Below are 21,948 nucleotides of genomic sequence, written 5' to 3'. Positions count from 1 at the left end.
TTATTATGGAAAAATTAAAAAAGGAAGAACTACAAAAACTTCAGGAAAAAAGTTTGGATTTAGCGGTATATTTTGTTGAATTTTGTAAGAAAAATAAACTGCTTTGCTACTTGTGTGGAGGAGGATGCATTGGAACGATACGGCATGAAGGGTTTATTCCGTGGGATGATGATTTGGATTTTTTTATGCCTAGAAAAGATTATGAAAAATTTTGTGTGTTATGGAGACAGCAAGAAAAAGAAGAAAAATATGTATTGGAAAAATCAGATAAAAGCCATATTGATCATAACTTATTTTTTACAATTAGAGATAAAGAGACAACTTTAATAAAGCCATATCAAAAAAATTTAGATATTACACATGGAGTTGCTTTAGATGTCTTACCATTAGATGGTTATCCGAAAGGAAAATTACAACGAAAAATGCAATGTTTTTGGGCATTGTTATATTCGCTTTACTGCGCTCAGATAGTTCCGGAAAATCATGGGAGAAAAGTGGCTTTTGCAGGGAAAATAGCATTAGGCTTAGTCCCGTCAAAACAGATAAGATATAAAATTTGGAAATTTGCTGAAAAAAAGATGACCAAATACCAAATTGAGCAGTGTGAAGGGATTACAGAACTATGCGCAGGACCAGGGTACATGAAAAATTGGTATCCAAAAGAGGCGTTTGCAGAAGCGGAATTTCGTAAATTTGAAAACTGTCAGTTGCCAATACCGATAGGATATGATACGTATTTGAAAATTGCATTTGGAGACTACATGAAATTACCACCTAAGGAAAAGCAAGTAGGGCATCATGATGCACTATTTATGGATTTGGATACAGGATATAAGACTTATAAAAACGTTTATTATTGTAAGGAGGAAAATAAATGATATTTGGAGCAATATTAGCAGGAGGAATTGGATCGAGAATGCATATTTCGGACATGCCGAAGCAATTTTTAGATCTAGGAGGTAAACCTATTATCATTCATACTTTGGAAAAATTTCTGCTGTGTGAAGCAATGGATTATGTGTATATAGGAGTTCATGAAAAATGGGTTCTTCACATGGAAGATTTGATAAATAAATATATATCTATAAGAAAAGAAAAAGTTCGTATTATTTGTGGGGGAGGTGACAGAAATTCTACGATTATGAATATTGTAGATCATATTGAAAAAGAATTCGGAGAGAATGATGATAATTATATTGTTACGCATGATTCGGTCAGGCCGTTTGTGACAGCTAGAATTTTAGAAGATAATATACAGGCTGTGTTAGAACATAAGGCTTGTGATACAGTAGTGCAAGCAATTGATACAATTGTAATGTCGGAGGATAAAACTGTCATTCAGGATATTCCAAATAGAGAGTTTATGTATCAGGGACAGACACCGCAAAGTTTTCAAATCAGTTTGCTGAAAAAGCTATATGCAGATTTATCGGAAGAAGAAAAAGGAATTCTGACTGACGCATGCAAAATTTGTGTGGTGAGACAAGTTCCGGTATATTTAGTTGAAGGAGAGGTTTCCAATTTAAAAATAACAACAGTGAGCGATTATAAAATTGCACAAGCCATGGTAGGAGGAAAGCTAATTGATTAACTATACTTATCAACTTGTATCTCCGCAAGTGTTTTCTGTTAAATATCATGATATAGATATGACAAGCCATGTATTAATCAGACCAAAATACATGGCTATTTGCCATGCAGATCAAAGATATTATCTGGGGAAAAGAGATCATAAAATATTAAAAAAGAAACTTCCAATGGCACTTATTCATGAATGTTGTGGGGAAGTAGTTTATGATCCAACAAATACATTCGCAGTAGGAGAGTTAGTAGTTCCAATTCCAAATGATCCTATTGAAAAAAGTGATGTGATTTATGAGAATTATTTAAAGGGCTCAAAATTTAAATCAAGTGGCTACGATGGGTTTATGAGGGAATATATTGATATGCCAGCGGATAGAATTGTCTCAGTTAAACTTGTGCCACCCAAATTGGCAGCTATTACAGAATTTGTGAGTGTTGCAGTGCATGCTGTTTCTAGATTTCAATTGGTTTCACATAATATAAGAAAAGAGATTGGAATTTGGGGAGATGGAAGTCTTTCTTATTGTGTTGCAAATGTTATTAAAACTATGCTTCCTGAGAGTAGGTTAACTATCATAGGGAGAAATCCGGGGAAATTAGCTTATTTTTCATTTGCAGAAAGAACGTTTATATCAGATGAACTTCCAGAAGATTTTCAGGTAGACCATGGCTTTGAATGTTGCGGAGGAGAAGGAAGCTATTATGCATTTGATGATATGATTCAGTATTTAAATCCACAGGGAACAATTGTTATGATGGGAGTATCAGAAAATAGAATCCCGATTAATACAAGAGATGTCTTAGAAAAGGGAATCACAATGTTGGGATGCAGCAGATCTGGAAGAACTGATTTTGAACTTGCAGCAGAGTGTATGGCACAGCCTGAATTTCAAAAAAGGATAGAGTCAATTATATATGAAGAAGAGAAGGTCAGTTCTATTGCTGATATCCACAGAGTGTTTCGAAATGATTTAGATACGATGTTTAAAACGGTATTTGAGTGGGAGTTGTAAAATGGCAAAGATAAGTATTGTTGTACCAGTATATAATGTTGAAAAGTATTTAGGCAGATGTATAGAATCAATATTGAGTCAAACCATGACAGAGCTTGAAATTATTTTAGTGAATGATGGTTCGAAAGATTCAAGCGGAGAAATTTGCGACCAATATGCAGCAAAGGATAGTAGAATAAAGGTTATTCATAAGAATAATGGAGGACTTAGCTCGGCTAGGAATACAGGGATAGAGCACAGTAGTAGTGAGTATATAGGTTTTATTGACAGCGATGACTACATTGAGGCAGATATGTATGAGGTATTGTATCGTAACATAAAGGAAGAAAATGCTGATATTTCGATGTGTGATCTTATTCATTGTTATGAAGGAAGAGAAGAAAAAAAACAGTTAGCAAAAGAGTATTGTGTATGGGATAGTAAAGAAGCTATAAAAGTAGTGATGGAGGCAAAAAAGACATCTGTGACAGCTGTGAACAAGCTGTATAAAAGAGAGCTGTTTTCAGAAATACGTTATCCTCTACAGAAATTATCTGAAGATGCGTTTGTTATTGTTGAGCTTTTATTGAAAGCAAATAAAGTTGTATTTACTTCTGAAAAAAAGTATTATTATGTTCATAGAAAAAACAGCATTACAACTAGTAAATTTAAGAAAAATGATTTAGATGTAGTAGAGGCATATCATAAGAACTATAAATTAATTGTTGAGAATTATCCAGAACTAGAAACAACAGCAAAAATGAGATGTATGTGGGCTGACTTTTATGTTCTTGACAAATGGTGTTTAAGTGACAATGAAGAAATGAATAACGAAATCAAGAAAATTATCAGGGAATTAAAAGAAAATTTCAGTTTTATTGTAAACGATAAACGATTTAATTTGAGTAGAAAAATTGCAGTAAGCCTGCTAATGGTAAATAGGCATTTGTATAAGTTGTGTGTGCGGATTGGAAGAAAAAAATATATAGATTAAGAGGATGCGTATGAAAAGAGTTTGTTTGGTTGATTTTGATATGTCTAAAACAGGAGGAGTGGAGAAAGTTACGGAAGTCTTAGCCAATGCTCTTTCGGAGATGTATGAAGTTCATGTCATAAGTATTCAGTACATAAATGGAAAAACAAAATATAAGTTCAACGAACATGTAAAATTCATTACATTTAGAGACACATGTGAAAGATTACATAAAGTTCCTTGGAAAATATTTAGGACTTTCAGATCATATTTAAAGAAGAATCAGATTGATGTTGCATTATTGATGGGGAATTATTCTGCTTGTTCAAGTTTATTAGTACAGAAGACGGTAAAAACAAAATTTGTCTATTGTGATCACGGGGCACTAAGAAATCAATGGAAAGATAAAACGATTACAGCCATAAGGTTGTTATCAAGTATATGTTCAGATAAAGTTGTCGCATTGACGGAGGTAACAAGAGAAGATTATACAAAATGTTTTAAGATTTCTAGGAGAAAAGTTTCGTGTATTTATAATTGGATTGATGATGATTTAGTTAAAAAGGATGATATATACAAGTGTAACAGTCAGAAAATTATCACGGTAGGCAGATTTGGTCATGAAAAAGGATATGATATGTTAGTCAAAGTAGCAGAAAAAGTTTTACCTGAACATCCCATGTGGACATGGGATATTTATGGAGATGGAGAGTGCTATAAAGAAATATCAGAAAGTATAATTAATCGTGGACTGGATAATCAGCTGATTTTAAAAGGAGATGTCAATAATATAACTGATTTGTACAGTGAGTATGCATTCTTAGTGCTTACGTCATATCGAGAAGGGTTGCCGTTGGTGTTGTTAGAGGCAAAGGCAAGCAAATTGCCGTTAATAAGTTTTGATATCGCAACAGGACCTAGTGAGATTATTAGAAATAATATTGACGGTATTTTGGTAGAGCCATATGATATTGATAAAATGGCAGATGCAATAAATAAACTAATAAAAGAAGAGGCACTTAGAAAGGAAATGTCAAAAAAAAGTAGGGAGAATATTGAAAAATTTAGAAAAGAAAATATATTAAAACAATGGATAGAATTGGTAAACAGTTTGGTATAGAGTTATACTAGAGAGGGAGATAGAATATGAAAAAAATTTTAGTGACTCAATCCTCAATGCCGTCATTTGAAGAATACTGTGAAGAGATAGAGAGTATATGGGATACGATACATTTGACCAATAATGGACCAAAGCACAAAATGCTAGAACAGCAGTTGAAAGAGTATTTACGGGCGGAGAATATGACACTGGTAACAAATGGGCATCTTGCTTTACAATTAGCATTAAAAGTGCTAAATTTAACTGGTGAAGTAATTACAACTCCGTTTACATTCGTTTCTACAGTGAATGCAATTGTGGAGAATGGATTAACCCCTGTATTCTGTGATATTAATCCGGAGAGTTATACGATTGATGCAGACAAAATTGAGGATTTGATTACAGATAGGACAAGTGCAATTTTGGCGGTTCATGTGTATGGCAATGTATGTGATGTAGAGAAATTAGAGAAATTAGCGAAAAAGCATAATCTAAAATTAATATATGATGCGGCACACGTATTTGGGGTAACATATAAAGGGAAGAGTGTTACTTCTTTTGGTGATATATCTATGCTGAGTTTTCATGCCACAAAAGTATTTAATACAATTGAAGGGGGAGGTCTGATCTATCATTCGGAAGAACTGTATTCAAAATTGGATGCCCTAAAAAATTTTGGAATCTCTCAGGAGGGAGATGTTCCACAAGAAAGTATTAATGCGAAAATGAATGAATTTCAGGCGTCGATGGGAATTTGTAATTTACGTCATGTGGATAATGAAATACTAAAGAGAAGAAACGTTGTAAAAAGATACAGAAAGCATTTACAAAATAGGGATGGAATAAGAATTTTAGTTGAACAGAATGAAGTTCAGAGTAATTATGCTTATTTTCCAGTAGTTTTTGAGAAAGAAATTTTTGGGAAGAGCAGAGATGAAGTGGCTGCTTGCCTAGAAAGAGAAAATATATTTGCAAGAAAATATTTTTATCCAATTGTATCAGAATTTTCATATTACAAAAAGAACTGTAGTGTAAATGAAACACCAATAGCCAAAGAGGTTTCAGAGAAAATTTTGTGTTTACCGCTATATGCGAATTTAACCGAAGAAGATGTAGACAGAATCTGTAAAATTATTTTAGGAGAGTGATGATATATGAAAGGAATTATTTTAGCAGGAGGAACCGGTTCAAGATTATATCCGATGACTAAAAGTGTATCAAAACAGTTGTTGCCAATTTATGACAAACCAATGATATATTATCCATTGTCAGTTTTGTTGTTGTCAGAAATAAGAGAAGTGCTGATTATTTCTACATCAGAGGCGATTGATCAGTATGAAAGATTGCTAGGGGATGGAAAGAGATTGGGAATTTCTATTGAATATATGGTTCAGGAAAAGCCAAATGGATTGGCAGAGGCATTCATATTAGGCGAAAAATTTATTGGAGAAGACAGTGTGTGTTTGGTGCTTGGAGATAATATCTTTTTTGGACAAGACTTCTCGAGCATATTAAGAAGAGCTAGAGAGAATAAAGTGGGGGCAACGGTTTTCGGCTATCCGGTAAATTCTCCAAAAGATTTTGGTGTAGTAGAATTTGGAGAAGATGGAAAAGTGTTGTCTATTGAAGAAAAGCCGGAAATGCCAAAATCAAAATTTGCAGTTCCTGGTCTTTATTTTTATGACAATAAAGTTGTGGAGTATGCGAAAAGTGTGAAACCTTCCGCAAGAGGAGAAATCGAGATAACATCAATTAATAACCGCTATTTGGAAGATAATGAGCTAAATGTAGTATTGATGGGAAGAGGTATGGCATGGCTGGATACAGGAACTCCGCAGGGACTTTTAAAAGCTAGCCAGTTTGTAGAAACAATCCAATCAAGACAAGGATTTTATGTATCCTGTATTGAAGAAATTGCTTGGCGAAAAGGATTTATAGACACAGAGCAACTAAGAATGATTGGAGAGTCCTTATCAGCTACAGAATATGGAAGATATATCATTTCTTTGATTGAGGAGGGAGAATAATATGAAAATACTAGTTACAGGTGGCGCAGGATTTATTGGTGGGAATTTTATACATTATATGGTTGAAAAATATCCGGAAGATATGATTGTAAATTTGGATTTATTGACATATGCGGGAAATTTAGAAACTTGTAAAAAGGTAGAGGGCAAAGAAAATTACAAGTTTGTTAGAGGCGATATTGCTGAGAGGAAATTTATATTTGAATTATTTGAAAAAGAGCAGTTTGATATTGTTGTAAATTTTGCGGCAGAGTCTCATGTTGATAGAAGTATCACAGACCCAGAGGCTTTTGTAAGAACCAATGTGATGGGAACTACCACATTATTGGATGCATCTGTTAAATATGGGGTGAAAAGATATCATCAGGTTTCGACCGATGAAGTATATGGAGATTTGCCGTTAGACAGAAAAGACTTATTATTTACAGAATTGACCCCATTGCATACATCTAGCCCATATAGTTCTTCAAAAGCAAGTGCAGACTTATTTGTGCAGGCATATTACAGGACATATGGACTTCCGGTGACAATCAGCAGATGTTCTAATAATTATGGACCATATCATTTTCCAGAAAAATTGATTCCGCTTATGATATCTAGAGCGTTAGCAGATGAAAAGCTTCCAGTGTACGGAAATGGAGAAAATGTGAGAGATTGGCTTCATGTAGAAGATCATTGTCGAGCAATCGACTTGATTGTAAGAAATGGAAGAGTGGGAGAAGTTTATAATGTTGGTGGGCATAATGAAAGAACCAATTTGGAAGTTGTTAAGACTATTCTGAAAGCGTTAGATAAACCGGAGTCTTTAATTGAGTATGTGACAGACCGACCAGGACATGATATGCGGTATGCAATTGATCCGACAAAATTGGAAACAGAATTGGGATGGAAACCAAAATACAATTTTGAGACAGGAATCCAGCAGACGATAGAGTGGTATTTGAATAATCAGGAATGGTGGAAAAATATTCTTTCAGGAGAATATAAACAGTATTTTGAAAAGCAGTATGGTGAAAGGTTATAGAAAAAGTAGCTTATGGCGAAAAAAGATTTAATTATTTTTGGTGCTGGAGGATTGGGAAGAGAGATTGCTTGGCAGATTGAAGAGTGGAACAAAAAGCAAAGTGAGTATAATGTAATAGGGTTTGTTGATGATACACCAGAATACCAAGGAACGGTAATTAATGGATTGAAAGTACTTGGAAATACAGAATATTTGCTTGGATATGAAAAAAAAGTAGCAGTAGCTATTTGCTTAGGAAAATCTCAACATCGACAATATGTATACAATAAAATAAAGGTAAATCGTAATTTGTATTTTCCGACAATTATTGCTGACAATGTTCGGTATGGTAACAATGTAAAATTTGGACAAGGCTGTATTATTTGTTGGTCTGCTGTTATTACAGTAGATACTCAAATAGGGGATTTTGTACTTATTAATTATGACTGTACTATAGGACATGATGTTACATTGGAGAATTTTGTGACACTATATCCAAGTGTGAATGTTTCAGGGAATGTAAAAATTTCTTATGGAGTTGAAATTGGAGTGGGAAGTCAGATTATTGAAAAAAAGAAAATAGGAGAAAATACCATTTTAGGTGCAGGAGCGGTTGTAGTTGATGATATTCCAGCTAATTGTACAGCAGTCGGGGTACCGGCTAAAGTGATAAAATATCACGATATTTGAACGTTTATGTCAGGAGGAAAGATATGGACGAGATAGTTGTAAGCATATGCATAGCGACATATAATCAGGAAGATTATATAGCTGAGGCAATTGAAGGCTGTCTGAGACAGAAAACAAAATACAAAACAGAAATCTTAATTAGAGATGATTGTTCAACCGATGGAACGAGAGCAATTTTGGAAGCTTACCAGAAAGAGTATCCTGATAAGATTCGTTTGATTTTAGAGCAAGAGAATCAATACTCAAAGGGAATAAAAATTTTCCCTTCATTTATAAATTATATGCGTGGAAAGTATATGGCAATAAATGAAGGGGATGATTTTTGGAATGATGAAGGCAAACTAGAAAAACAGATTGATTTTTTAGAAAGTAATGACGATTATGCACTTGTGACAAGTGCGGCATATACAGTTGATGAAAAAGGAAAAAGAACTGGGAAAATCAAGCCGAGACAAGAAGACACAGTTTTGTCAACAGAAGAATTGATTGCAGGAAATGGGGACATGATTGCTACAAACAGTATGGTATTTAGAAGCTGTTTTATGAAAGAGCTGCCACCATTTTATTATAATGCAAAAGTAGAAGATTACCCATTGATTATATTTTTATCAACGAAAGGGAAAGTATATTATCTTTCAGAAGAATTGAGCACGTATAGAACAGAAGCAAAAGGATCTTGGTCGAGAGGTGCTCTAGAGGGAGATATTATTGGGAAGAAGATAGAGAGATGTGAAGATGTTGTAAATTTGCTAAAAGAGATTAATCCTTTTTATAAAGGGCAATACAATGAAGTGATATCAGAGAGGATCGAACATTTTCAATCTAATCAAATTGTTCTGCGAGGAGACTATAGGGAATTGAAGAAAAAATATCCAAAAAGATACCAGGGCATGACGGGAAAAGAAAAAGGGATTATGTTCTTTAAATTTCATTTTCCAAAGTTGTATCTGAAGATAAAAAGAAGAATGTAGCTTATGCGGAATAAGGAGGTATAATGGAACAACATAAAGCTAAGGTTATTACATCGTTATTTTGGAAGTTTTTTGAAAGGATGGGAACGCAGGGGATACAGTTTATCATACAGTTGATTTTGGCGCGATTACTTTTGCCGGAAGACTATGGGGTAATTGCATTGATTACTGTATTTATCTCTTTGGCGAATGTATTTGTCCAAAGTGGATTTAACACTGCATTAATACAACAAAAAGATGTAGAAGAAGAAGACTATTCCTCAGTGTTTGTTGTTAGTGCTGTCGTGGCATTGATTATTTATATCCTGCTATTTGTGAGTTCTGATGCTATTGCAGCATTTTATAAAATGCCTAACTTAAGTAGTGTTATAAAAATATTGGGATTAGTGTTATTTTTCGGTGCATTTAATTCTATTCAGATTGCGAAAGTGTCAAGAGAGTTTCAATTTAAAAAATTATTTTATAGTAGTTTAGGAGCAAATATTTTTTCCGGTATATTAGGAATTATACTAGCATATTACAAATTTGGTGTATGGGCTTTAGTAGCACAACAGTTAAGTAATCAGTTCTTCATTTGCGTTATTCTTCTATTTATTGTGGACTGGAAACCGCATATGCGATGTAATTTGTCGAGAATAAAGAATATGTTTGACTATGGATGGAAGTTACTTGTATCCAATTTAATAGATGTTTTATATAACAATATATATAGTTTGGTTATTGGAAAATTTTATAAATCAGATCAGTTAGGCTACTATAATCGGGCGGATCAATTTCCCAACATATTGGTTACAAATGTGAATGGTTCGATACAAAGTGTGATGCTGCCTGCGTTATCGGAAGAACAGGATAATCTTGCTAAGGTTAAGAGCATGGTTCGAAGATCAATGGTTACAAGTTCGTTCTTTGTATTTCCGGCTATGGCAGGTTTGGCAGCATGTTCAGAACCACTTATAGAATTGTTACTAACTGAAAAATGGTTATTTTGTGTGCCAATTATGAGAATGCTGTGTTTGTCATATGCGTTCTGGCCGATACATACAGCAAATCTTCAAGCTATTAATGCAATAGGAAGAAGTGATGTTTTTTTAAAATTGGAAATCATTAAAAAAATGGTAGGTATTATTTGTTTGATTATCAGTTTACCGTTTGGAGTGATTGTTATGGCATTTTCAAAAGTTGTTTCCAGTGTAGCAAGTACAGTTATTAATGCATGGCCAAATAGAAAACTGTTAAATTATAGCTTTTTAGAACAAATTTATGATATCGCACCATCATTCTTAATCTCATTGGTCATGGGAGGGGCTGTATATTTACTAAATGAGGTTTTGATATTTCATATTGTTGTAAATCTAGCAATAGAAGTTATCGTGGGAGGATGTTTGTATTTGGGATTAGCCAAAATATTCAAATTAGAGTGTTTAGAATATATTCTAAATATATTAAAAAAAAGGAAAAACTGATGTTTCATAATAAACTATGTGGTATTTAAGATAAAATGATGAAAAGAAGGAGATAGGGATGAAGAGAATAGCTGTATTAATACCATGCTATAATGAAAGTGTTACAATAAAAAAAGTAATTGAGGATTATAAAGAAGCATTGCCAGAAGCGACGATTTATGTATATGATAATAATTCGACAGATGGCACAGATGAGATTGCAAAAGCAGCAGGGGCAGTGGTTAGATATGAGTATCGCCAGGGAAAAGGGAATGTGATTAGGAGTATGTTCAGAGACATTGATGCTGACTGCTATTTGATGATAGATGGAGATGATACATATCCAGCAGAACATGCAAGAGAGATGGTGGATAAGGTATTGGATAAAGGGGTAGACATGGTAATTGGTGATCGCTTGTCTTCTACTTACTTTACGGAAAATAAGAGACCTTTTCATAATATGGGAAATCGCATAGTGCGTTTTTTCATTAATAAATTGTTTGGAAATGAGGTTAAGGATATTATGACGGGATATCGAGCGTTCAGTAAAATGTTTGTGAAGTCGTTTCCAGTATTATCAAAAGGGTTTGAAATTGAAACAGAAATGACGATTCATGCAGTGGATAAGAATTTTTTATTGGAGGAAGTTTCAGTTGTTTATAGGGACAGGCCGGAGGGAAGTGATTCGAAATTGAATACCTTCTCAGATGGTATAAAAGTATTACGAACAATTGCAACTTTGTTTCGAGAATATAGACCGTTTGCGTTCTTTTCTCTAATAGCAGCAGTCCTATGGGCAATCACTTTAATTTTATTTGTACCCGTGTTTATCGATTACCTACAGACAGGTTTAGTGCTGAAGTTTCCTACGTTGATTGTGTCAGGAATTATAGCTGTGCTTGGGATGCTTCTTTGGGTATGTGGAATCATTTTAGATGTAATTGTAAAGAAACATAGACAACTATATGAATTGATGCTAAACCAAATGAAATAGATAGTGGGAAGTGAAGAGATGGAGAAATTAGTAAAGCAAATTATGAAATTTGGAGTTGTTGGGGGAAGTGCTTTTGTCATTGATTATGGTATCATGATTTTCCTAACAGAAGTATTTCATATCAATTATTTGATTTCAAGTGGAATTTCTTTTGCAGTATCTGTTATTTTTAACTATGTTATGAGTGTGAAATGGGTATTTGATGTAGGTGAAAATCGAGATAAAAAACAGGAGTTTGTACTGTTTGTTGTACTCAGTATTGTAGGATTGGGGATAAATCAGTTAATTATGTGGCTTACTGTGGAAAAACTTGGTGTTTTTTATATGATATCTAAAATTGGTGCCACAGTGGTTGTAATGGTTTATAATTTTGTTACGAGGAAATTGTTTTTAGAGAAAAAGAGTATTGGGGAATAAGATGAAATTTCATATGATAGGGGAAAACCTAAGAAAAGATGTGGTTCATATTGTTTTGGCAGGAGTTAGTGGACATTTTATTGCATCTTACTTACATTTTAGATTTGAGTATTTAGTAGCAGTGTTAGTTTTGTGTATAATTTTGTTTTGCATTAGGACTAATGAAAAACAGAAATTCAATTCTAAAGTTTCTGTAATTTTTATAGGGATTTTTTCGAGTTTGTTGAGTTTTGCTATTATTTTAGGGGATCATATCCATACACAAGACACTTATTATGGAACAATAATGGAAAATTATATTATTCCATATACGCTAGTGGATGTAGTAGCTTTTTTCTTTATTGCATTTGGCATATTTGAAATGGCTAAGAGTATATATTTTTGGCATGCTAACAATAAAAAATTAAAAAAATATCAATTTTGTATAGAAAACAAGATTTCTTATAAAGTAGTAATAATAGTTGCAGTATGTTTGTTTTTTGCATGGTTGCCTTATTTGCTTGTATATTTTCCGGGGTATATTTTTGGAGATACAATGTCATCTATAGCACAAGCATTAGGAAATGAGCCATTAAATAACCATCATCCAGTGTGTTATACTTTGTTTATAAAACTTTGTTTTAAAATAGGGAGAATATTTGGCGGAAATACAGTCGGTTGTGTATTGTACTGTGTGATTCAAATGGTTTATATGAGCCTTTCAATTTCCTATTTAATATGTTGGCTTTTCTTCCGAATGAATTTGCGAAAAATTCATTTAATAGCTCTTGGAGGATTTTATGGAGTAATTCCTTATTTTGCACAAATGAGTATTGCTATGTGGAAAGATCCGATTTTTGGGGTTACTCTAGTCGTGATTACATTAATGATTATGGAAGTCATATTAAGCAGAGGTGCTGTTATTCAAAAGGATAAGTTTTTCGGAATAAAATATGTCTTTTTACTTCTTGTTTTAATTTTTGTGCGAAATAATGGGATATATATTGCCTTTTTTATGAGTGTTGTTTTTATAATAATGAGTATTTATATGAGAAAGGACTTAATATGTAATGCGCTTAAAAAAATGGCAATTTTCACAATTTTAGTAGTCTTAACTGCTCAATTCATCACGGGTCCGTTATATGATAAATTGGGGATTGAAAAAGAAAAGGTAGAATCTTATGGAATTTTTTTGAACCAAATGGCAAGAGTAGTTGCTTGCGAAGGCAAGATGTCAGAAGAGGATAGAGAATATATGGAACAATTGCTTCCATTAGAATTGTATAAAAGTGTATATACACCGTGCTGTGTAGATTCTTTAAAATGGAATTCAAATTTTGATTCATCAGTGTTGGAGGAGAACTTTTTTAAAAGATATTTTTCTATGTTCAAAAAAAATCCACGCATTTTCTTTGAAGCTTGGGAGTTGCAGACATATGGATTTTGGACAATAAATTGCGATGAAGTTAATTATTACTCTAGAAATATTGTGGGAGGAGTTCCGCGGAATTATTATCTAGAGTATAAAGATGTGCTGGAAGAGTATGATATTAAGGTGGGAAAATATGTAAATAGTGAGTTGTTAACAAAAGTTTTTCCGATTGAGGATATCGGTATTCCTATAGGAATAATTAACTGGTGTGTAGTCTTACTTGTTATCTTTCTGATTTTAAGAAAACAAGAACTTTTAGTAATTGCTTTAACACCTACGATAGGATTGATGATTACACTTATTGTAGCATCACCAATACATTATTGGCCTAGATATGCAGTAGCGGAACAATATTTAATTCCATTTTATATTGCACTATTTGTTTGTTCAAAAAATCAAGAATTCAGTCGTCGTAAGGAATAGCAGCAAAATAAAATGTATTATTTGATTTCAGTCAAAGGTAAAATTGCCTCGTTGCCTCGGTGGGAGTCCATGTGACTGCAAAACTTAGAAAGGTGGAGTGGCAGGAATAGTTGCAGGAAAAGATGCAAATCATATTATAGCAGTGGTAATTCTAGTTAAAGCGATGAAGTCAGAAGATTCAATAGGGGATAGTAAAACTTAAGAAGGGAATTAATTCTATGAAGAAAAAGAGAAAAAAATCAAGAAGAAAAAAGAGAGTTCTTTTTTTGCTCGCAGAGCTTCTGATTCTTGCCATATTGTTAGTAGTCGGTTATGTGATTTTAAAATATGATAAGTTTCAGGTCACATCATTTGATGAGGGAGATATCAAAGTGAATGATGGGGCGAGTCAGGAGGGATATACGACGGTTGCGTTGTTTGGAGGTGATTCCAGAGAAGGACAGTTAGAAAAGGGAACGCATGCGGACTGTATCATTGTGGCATCCATTGATAACCAAACAAAAGAGGTAAAGATGATATCTGTCTACCGTGATACATTAACAGAACAGATGAATGGGGAGATAAAAAAAGCCAATAATGCCTATTTTACAGGCGGACCACAGGATGCAATCAATATGCTGAATAAGAATTTGGATTTGGATATTCAGAATTATGTCACAGTGGACTTTAAAGCATTAGCGGATACAGTAGATCTGCTTGGTGGGATTGAGATTGACATAAAAGAAGAGGAAATACAATATATGAATGAATTTTTGGAGGAGACAGCCCAAGTAGCAGGGAAGGAAACGAATTTTATTGAGTATGCGGGAAATCAGAAACTTGATGGAAGCCAGGCAGTTACTTATGCAAGAATCCGTTCAACGGCAGGTGGAGATTATACAAGAACAGAGAGACAAAGGTTGGTTTTAGAAAAAGTTTTTGAAAAAGTGCTGCACACGAAGCTTGGAACAATCAATAAAATTATTGATGAAGTATTTCCACAAGTGTCCACAAGTTTTTCTCTAAAAGATATGATTGGGCTTGCAGCAGGGGTAACGCAGTATCAACTAGGAGAGACAAAAGGATTTCCATTTGAACTAACTGATGGAAATGTAAATGGCGTAGGAAGTTCAGTTATACCGCTTGGATTTTCAGAAAATGTACAAGAATTGCATGCGTTTTTATATCCGAAGGATGAGTATATAGTCTCTGAAAAAGTAAAAGAGATTGCCGGAGAGATTGAGACACTGACTGGATATACGAGAGCTGATTATACAGAGAGTGTACAGAAAGAAGAATAATGTCAAAGAACTAGACAATTTGAAAAAAACAGTGTAATATGTATAAAGGATGTCAAAAACTGGCATGTAATAATTGTTACGAAAGTAAAGAAAGAGGAAGAACGCATGAAAGTAATGAAAAAAATAGCCACATTTATATTGTCGGTATGTCTGATGGCGCCATGCTTTGGAATGCTGACATATGCAGCAGATGGACAAATTGTATTCAGTGATCCATCGACAAAAGTAGGAGAGACGGTAGAGGTCACAGGAGTTGTCAGAGCAGGAGCGGCAATCGGTGATGCAGACCTGAATCTGACTTACGATACAGAATATTTAAAGTTTAAAAGTGGTGATAATGTAACGGAATCCGGAACGGGACAGCTTGTATATTCCGGAAAAGGAACAGGAAGCGAGACGGAATTGCGATTTAAGATGCAGTTTGACGTATTAAAAGAGGGAACTGCAAAGATTCAAGTCAGCAGCTATAAAGCATGGCTTTATTCGGATGAGAAATTAAACTGTACACAGGGATCTTCGGCAGTCACAATTGCAGCTGGGGATGTAACTGCGACAACAGCTCCAACGGAAGGTGAGAATACAACAGGCGAGACAACTGATGTGAAGGTAACTGTAGAAGGAACAGAGTATACACTTTCTGAAAACTTTTCAGAGGCAGAGATTCCATTTGGATTTGTAGAGGCGACAATGGAATATGAAGGCGCACAGCGAAAAGTGGTAAAACAGGAAACAGAAGATGTATATCTAGCATATTTGGTAGATGCCCAAAATGCAGGGAAGTTTTTCTTATATGAGAGTGAGACATCGTCATTTGTTCCATTTGAACAAATTAATATCTCTCAGACAGCAGCGATTGTACTTCTTTCAGAACGTGGAGATATCAAGCTTCCGAAAGAGTATCAGGAGACCGAGATTACATTGAATGATCAAGTGTTCCCAGCATGGAGAAATGCGAAAGAAAGTGACTATTACATCCTCTATGCGATGAATAATCAGGGAGAAAAGTCATTATACCAATATGATTCTGTGGATGGAACATATCAGAGATTCGATGCACCTTCAGTCGAAGAGGAGCAGAAATCAGTTTCTTTTTTAGGAAAACTTACTTCTGCTATTGAAAGTTATTTAAATTATGTGATTTTAGGTGCAGGTGTACTATTTGTAATTATGCTCGTGTTTCTTATAGTATTAGGTGTGAAGCTTCACAATAGAAATGCAGAGCTAGATGAGTTGTATGATGAATATGGAATTGACATAGACGAAGGAGAGCTTGAGCTTATAGATACAGGTAGAAAATCAGGTGGCATGAGATCTCAAGATGACAGATTTGATGATCATGAAGAGGATGAAGAGCAATCTGAAAGAATTCAAGTTGCCAGTGCGGATATTCAAGATGATGACCTCGAGGATGATTTTGCTGACGACGATTTTGCCGATGACGATTTTACTGACGATGATTTTGCCGAGGATGATTTTGCTGATGACGATTTTGAAGAGAGTGACTTCGAGGAGGAATCGGATTTTGGTGATGAAGATTTGGATGATCAAAAAATGACACGTACAAAAGAAAAGAAACAATCTTATGAAGATTTTGACCTTGATTTTATTGATTTAGACGATTAAGGAAACGAAAAGAGGAACTTGGGATAACTAAGTATCCTCTTTTTTTCTTTACAAATCAGTTCAGGTTTGCTACAATAAACCACATAGTGCAAAAAAAATGGTGATTTGTACAAAAGTGGAGGTAAAAATTATGTGTGGAATCGTAGGATACATTGGAAATGAACAGGCAGCCCCTATTTTGTTAGATGGATTGGCAAAATTGGAATATCGTGGATATGATTCAGCGGGGATTGCCGTATATGATGGAACAAAGGTAGCAACATTAAAATCAAAGGGAAGACTGAAAGTGCTAAGTGAATTATCTCACGATGGTGCAACACTTCCGGGAACAGTCGGAATCGGTCATACAAGATGGGCAACACATGGATCACCATCGGATGTCAATGCACATCCGCATTTCAATAAAGAGGAATCCATTGTTGTTGTTCACAATGGAATTATCGAAAATTATCTAAAACTAAAAAAGAAACTGGAGAAAAAAGGGTACGAGTTTATCTCTGAGACGGACACAGAGGTTATTGCTCATTTACTTGATTATTATTACAAAGGCAATCCGTTGGAGGCAATTACAAAGATTATGCATCGTATGGAAGGCTCCTATGCTCTTGGAATCATCTTCAAAGATCATCCGGAAGAATTGTATGCAGTCCGCAAGGACAGCCCATTGATTGTGGGACATACAGAGAATGGAAATATCATTGCATCAGATGTTCCGGCAGTATTGAAGTATACAAGAGATGTATATTTCATTGAAAATGAGGAGATTGTCCGTATGACAGACTCTACAATGGAATTTTTCACAGTGGATGAAGAGCCGATCGAAAAAGAGTCCACAACAATTGACTGGGACATCAATGCCGCAGAAAAAGGTGGATTTGAACATTTCATGCTGAAGGAGATGTACGAACAGCCGAAAGCAATTCTGGATACATTTTCGCCGAGAATCAAAGGAGACAACATTGTGATTGAAGAATTAAAGATGAGCGATGACGAGATTCGTGCGATTAAAAAGATTATGATTGTTGCATGCGGTTCTGCGAATCATACAGGAATGACAAGCAAATATATTTTTGAAGGACTGGCAAGAATTCCTGTGGAAGTGGACTTGGCGTCTGAATTCCGTTATCGCAACCCGATTTTGGAAGAAGGGACACTTGTTATCGTAGTTAGTCAGTCAGGAGAGACGGCAGATTCTCTGGCAGCGCTGAGAGAGGCGCAGGCTAGGGGAGCAAAAGTGCTTGGAATTGTCAATGTTGTCGGAAGTTCAATTGCAAGAGAGGCGGACAATGTGATGTATACATGGGCAGGTCCGGAGATTGCGGTAGCTACGACGAAGGCATATTCTTCTCAGCTGATTGCATTGTATTTGCTCGCAATGAAATTTGCACATGCAAGAGGTACTTTGGATGACGCAGGCTTGAAAGAGATGCTGGAAGACCTGCAGAAGCTTCCGGAACAGGTGGAATTGCTGCTGAATAATAAAAATAAAATTCAGAAGTTTGCAAACCGCTATCTGGCTGCAAAAGATGTATTCTTTATCGGAAGAGGAATCGACTATGCTATTTCCATGGAAGGTTCTCTGAAATTAAAAGAGATATCTTATATTCATTCAGAAGCATATGCAGCGGGAGAGTTGAAGCATGGAACTATTTCTCTGATTGAAGAAGGAACATTGGTTGCAGCGGTGCTTACTCAGGAAGATTTGTATAAAAAGATGATCAGCAATATGGAAGAAGTGCGTACACGTGGGGCGTTCGTTATGGCAGTGACAAACGAAGGAAATACCGATGTGGAGAGAGTAGCAGATTATGTCATCTATATTCCGGAGACAAACAGATATTTTGCAAATTCATTGGCAATCATTCCGCTTCAACTGTTTGGATACTATGTATCTGTCGGAAGAGGATGCGATGTAGATAAGCCGAGAAACCTAGCAAAATCAGTAACTGTAGAATAGTTTTTCAAAGTTTTTTTGCAAATAAAACACAGTTTTATCACAAATTATTGTTAGACTACTATCATCAAAGGAAATGAAAGGAGTCTTGACAATGGATAATAAATATAATTACGGAAATAATGAAGAAAAAAGAGAGGAACCAGCAAGAATAGAACCGCCGGTACCGGAAGATGGGATAATAGAGGAAGCTGCACAGACGGAACAAAGAACAGAGCAGGAGAATACATCATACTATGAAAAACCGCCGGTATATGAATCTTCCACACAAGAGTCCCGGACACAAGAATCTCGGACACGTGAGTCGCAGTCGTATGAGTCACAGGCATATGGTGCGCCGACATATGAACAGCCAGATGAGCAGTCCAAGAAGCAGACGCGTCGCCATATGAGAAAGAAAAAAGAGAGAAAGCCGATTCATATTGGTGTGAAGTGGGCAACATGCATCTGCATGGCACTTGTATTTGGTTTGTTGGCAAGCGCAGCATTTCAGGCAAGTAATGTTGTGATCAATAAAGTGGTTGGAAATAAAACTACGGTCGCATCATCCGGACAGAAGGTGAATTCCACAAAAGTATCCACGAATACGAGCTCAGATGTAGATTCTGATCTTGCCGATATGGTGGAAAATGTAATGCCGTCGGTTGTATCAATTACAAACTTAAGTGTACAGCAGGTACAGGATTTCTTTGGTGGTGTTCGTGAATATGAAAGCCAGAGCAGCGGTTCCGGAATTATTATCGGACAGAATGATTCAGAGTTATTGATTGTGACAAATAACCACGTAGTAGAAGGAAGCAGTACACTGACAGTTACTTTTGTAGATGAAGAGAGTGTCGAAGCACAGGTAAAAGGAACAAATTCCAACATTGACCTTGCAGTTGTAGCCGTTCAGTTAGATCAGATTAAAGACTCTACTATGAAAGAGATTAAGACAGCAACACTTGGAGATTCTGATGCAATTCGTGTAGGTGAACCTGCAATTGCAATTGGAAATGCTCTTGGATATGGTCAGTCTGTAACAAACGGAATTATCAGTGCAAAAGACAGAACTGTAGATGGCTTTGAGACAACTTTAATTCAGACAAATGCGGCAATCAATCCTGGTAATAGTGGTGGAGCACTTTTGAATGCCAAGGGTGAAGTAATTGGTATCAATACAGTAAAAGTAAATGCAGATGCAGTAGAGGGCATGGGATATGCAATCCCAATTTCAGATGTGACAGATGTTATCAATGATTTGATGAATCGTCAGACAAGAACCAAAGTAGATGAGTCACAGCGAGGAGCACTTGGCATCAGCGGTACAGATGTGGATTCGCAGAGTGCTCAGGTGTACAATATGCCGGAAGGTGTATTTATTTCCGAGGTAACAAAAGATGGCGGAGCTGAAAAAGCTGGTCTCACAAAAGGAAGTATTATCACAGAGTTTGACGGAACAAAGATTGATGGTATGGATACATTGAAAGCTCAGCTGGAATACTACAAAGCAGGCGAGACTGTAGATGTAACTGTTCAGGTGCCAGAGAAGAATGGCGAATATAAAGAACAGACTGTACAGGTAACACTTGGTGAGGCATCTAAGTAAGATAATCGTACTAAAAGATACATGGAATAAATGCAAAATTTATTTCCATGTATCTTTTTGACTGTTCAGACCCGGTTGAAAAATCAAAAAACATATGCTATCCTAAAATTAATTCGAAAAATGGTGAGGAGGTATCTGAAAATGTACGAATTTGATGAATTAAAAATAGCAGATGCTGAAATAGCAGAAGCGATAACGAAAGAGATGGAAAGACAGAATTCTCATATTGAGCTGATTGCATCAGAAAACTGGGTGAGTCATGCGGTAATGGCAGCGATGGGAAGCCCTTTGACGAATAAATATGCAGAAGGGTATCCGGCTAAGCGTTACTATGGTGGCTGTGAGTGTGTAGATGTTGTTGAGAATCTTGCGATAGAACGTGCAAAAAAATTATTTGGATGTGATTATGCGAATGTACAGCCTCATTCAGGAGCACAGGCAAACATGGCGGTATTTTTTGCAATGCTGATGCCGGGAGATAAAGTACTTGGAATGAATTTGGATCATGGCGGGCATCTGACACATGGATCACCGGTTAACATGTCCGGAAAATATTTTGACGTTGTGTTTTATGGGGTGAATGATGAAGGATTCATTGACTATGAAGATGTGAGACAGATTGCATTGAGAGAGCAGCCAAAATTAATTGTGGCAGGCGCAAGCGCATATGCAAGAACTATCGATTTTAAAAAATTCCGGGAGATTGCAGATGAAGTAGGAGCGCATCTTATGGTGGATATGGCACACATTGCAGGACTTGTGGCTGCCGGACTGCATCCATCGCCAATTCCGTATGCAGATGTGGTGACAACCACTACTCATAAGACACTCAGAGGACCTCGTGGAGGAATGATTTTATGCAATCAGGAGGCAGCAGATAAATTTAACTTTAACAAAGCCGTGTTCCCGGGAATTCAGGGAGGACCGCTCATGCATGTGATCGCTGGAAAAGCGGTATCCTTTAAAGAAGCATTGCAGCCGGAATTTAAGGCGTATCAGGGGCAAATCGTAAAAAATGCAAAGGCACTCTGTGACGGATTGATGAGACGTGGGGTGAAAATTGTCTCAGGTGGAACGGACAACCATCTGATGCTTGTAGATTTAAGCGGAACAGATTTAAGCGGAAAAGAATTGGAAAAACGTTTGGACCGTGCACATATTACATGTAATAAAAATACGATTCCGAACGATCCAAGATCACCGTTTGTGACGAGCGGTGTTCGACTTGGAACTCCTGCAGTTACGACAAGAGGTATGGTCGAAACAGATATGGACAAGATTGCAGAGGCAATCGCACTTGTGATGGAAAGTGAAGAAAATATTGAAAAAGTAAAAGTAATGGTGGCGGAATTAACAGAAAAATATCCGTTGTCTTAGATGAGAGAAAAGCCTTGGAGATCCAGGGCTTTTTGTTGTATGCATGGGAAAGTGAGTTCTATTTACATAACAAATGCTCTGTAAGAATCACATTTGCTTC

Annotated in this window: 19 protein-coding genes; all 19 read left to right on the top strand. The window is 35.7% G+C overall.

Annotated features, from left to right (window positions below; all coding sequences use genetic code 11):
* Positions 1-5 precede the first annotated feature (5 nt).
* The 19 genes from ACTQXY_RS05425 to glyA all read left to right on the top strand — a co-directional run bounded on the left by ACTQXY_RS05425 (position 6) and on the right by glyA (position 21,848).
* The gene (locus ACTQXY_RS05425) at positions 6-878 is read left to right on the top strand and encodes a LicD family protein (protein ID WP_441658629.1); all 873 of its coding nucleotides are present in this window, start codon (positions 6-8) and stop codon (positions 876-878) included.
* Complete coding sequence (locus ACTQXY_RS05420) at positions 875-1,591, top strand: D-ribitol-5-phosphate cytidylyltransferase (RefSeq protein WP_441658628.1); 717 nt, start codon at positions 875-877, stop codon at positions 1,589-1,591. The genes ACTQXY_RS05425 and ACTQXY_RS05420 overlap by 4 nt, the downstream gene beginning before the upstream one ends.
* The gene (locus tag ACTQXY_RS05415; RefSeq protein ID WP_441658627.1) at positions 1,584-2,597 is read left to right on the top strand and encodes an alcohol dehydrogenase catalytic domain-containing protein; all 1,014 of its coding nucleotides are present in this window, start codon (positions 1,584-1,586) and stop codon (positions 2,595-2,597) included. Before ACTQXY_RS05420 ends, ACTQXY_RS05415 begins: the two co-directional genes overlap by 8 nt.
* A 1-nt stretch (position 2,598) precedes the next feature.
* Positions 2,599-3,570, top strand: a complete 972-nt coding sequence (locus ACTQXY_RS05410) for a glycosyltransferase (RefSeq protein ID WP_441658626.1) — start codon at positions 2,599-2,601, stop codon at positions 3,568-3,570.
* Positions 3,571-3,580: 10 nt separating this feature from the next.
* Complete coding sequence (locus ACTQXY_RS05405) at positions 3,581-4,669, top strand: glycosyltransferase (protein ID WP_441658625.1); 1,089 nt, start codon at positions 3,581-3,583, stop codon at positions 4,667-4,669.
* A 26-nt stretch (positions 4,670-4,695) separates the two neighbouring features.
* Entirely contained in the window at positions 4,696-5,796 is a 1,101-nt protein-coding gene (locus ACTQXY_RS05400; RefSeq protein ID WP_441658624.1) for an aminotransferase class I/II-fold pyridoxal phosphate-dependent enzyme, read from the top strand.
* A 6-nt stretch (positions 5,797-5,802) separates the two neighbouring features.
* Positions 5,803-6,675, top strand: coding sequence for a glucose-1-phosphate thymidylyltransferase RfbA (gene rfbA / locus ACTQXY_RS05395; protein WP_441658623.1), 873 nt, complete (start codon positions 5,803-5,805; stop codon positions 6,673-6,675).
* Between the two features lies 1 nt (position 6,676).
* Positions 6,677-7,699, top strand: a complete 1,023-nt coding sequence (gene rfbB, locus ACTQXY_RS05390; protein WP_441658622.1) for a dTDP-glucose 4,6-dehydratase — start codon at positions 6,677-6,679, stop codon at positions 7,697-7,699.
* A 12-nt stretch (positions 7,700-7,711) separates the two neighbouring features.
* A complete protein-coding gene (locus ACTQXY_RS05385) occupies positions 7,712-8,368 on the top strand; it encodes a NeuD/PglB/VioB family sugar acetyltransferase (RefSeq protein WP_441658621.1) in 657 nt (218 codons plus the stop codon).
* Between the two features lie 23 nt (positions 8,369-8,391).
* Positions 8,392-9,339 (top strand): glycosyltransferase, encoded by a 948-nt coding sequence (locus ACTQXY_RS05380; RefSeq protein ID WP_441658620.1) that lies wholly within the window; start codon positions 8,392-8,394, stop codon positions 9,337-9,339.
* A gap of 23 nt (positions 9,340-9,362) precedes the next feature.
* Positions 9,363-10,802, top strand: coding sequence for an oligosaccharide flippase family protein (locus ACTQXY_RS05375; RefSeq protein ID WP_441658619.1), 1,440 nt, complete (start codon positions 9,363-9,365; stop codon positions 10,800-10,802).
* Between the two features lie 58 nt (positions 10,803-10,860).
* Positions 10,861-11,775, top strand: a complete 915-nt coding sequence (locus ACTQXY_RS05370) for a glycosyltransferase (protein WP_441658618.1) — start codon at positions 10,861-10,863, stop codon at positions 11,773-11,775.
* An 18-nt stretch (positions 11,776-11,793) separates the two neighbouring features.
* Positions 11,794-12,192: a GtrA family protein gene (locus tag ACTQXY_RS05365; RefSeq protein WP_441658617.1), complete on the top strand. Its 399-nt coding sequence runs from the start codon at positions 11,794-11,796 to the stop codon at positions 12,190-12,192.
* Between the two features lies 1 nt (position 12,193).
* Positions 12,194-14,026 carry a DUF6020 family protein gene (locus ACTQXY_RS05360; RefSeq protein ID WP_441658616.1) on the top strand — a complete coding sequence of 611 codons (1,833 nt, stop codon included), beginning with the start codon at positions 12,194-12,196 and terminating at the stop codon, positions 14,024-14,026.
* A gap of 218 nt (positions 14,027-14,244) precedes the next feature.
* Positions 14,245-15,306, top strand: coding sequence for an LCP family glycopolymer transferase (locus ACTQXY_RS05355; protein WP_441658615.1), 1,062 nt, complete (start codon positions 14,245-14,247; stop codon positions 15,304-15,306).
* A 105-nt stretch (positions 15,307-15,411) separates the two neighbouring features.
* Positions 15,412-16,929: a cohesin domain-containing protein gene (locus tag ACTQXY_RS05350; RefSeq protein WP_441658614.1), complete on the top strand. Its 1,518-nt coding sequence runs from the start codon at positions 15,412-15,414 to the stop codon at positions 16,927-16,929.
* Positions 16,930-17,059: 130 nt separating this feature from the next.
* Positions 17,060-18,886: a glutamine--fructose-6-phosphate transaminase (isomerizing) gene (glmS, locus tag ACTQXY_RS05345; protein WP_441658613.1), complete on the top strand. Its 1,827-nt coding sequence runs from the start codon at positions 17,060-17,062 to the stop codon at positions 18,884-18,886.
* Between the two features lie 91 nt (positions 18,887-18,977).
* Positions 18,978-20,471, top strand: coding sequence for a trypsin-like peptidase domain-containing protein (locus ACTQXY_RS05340; RefSeq protein WP_441658612.1), 1,494 nt, complete (start codon positions 18,978-18,980; stop codon positions 20,469-20,471).
* A 141-nt stretch (positions 20,472-20,612) separates the two neighbouring features.
* On the top strand, positions 20,613-21,848 hold the full coding sequence (gene glyA / locus ACTQXY_RS05335) for a serine hydroxymethyltransferase (protein ID WP_441658611.1): 1,236 nt from the start codon (positions 20,613-20,615) through the stop codon (positions 21,846-21,848).
* Positions 21,849-21,948: the final 100 nt, after the last annotated feature.

It is taken from the genome of Faecalimonas sp. LCP19S3_D12 (genome assembly GCF_052121495.1).
GTDB lineage: Bacteria > Bacillota > Clostridia > Lachnospirales > Lachnospiraceae > Faecalimonas.
Note: the sequence above shows the minus strand (reverse complement) of the source record. Positions and strands in the feature narration are given on the sequence as shown.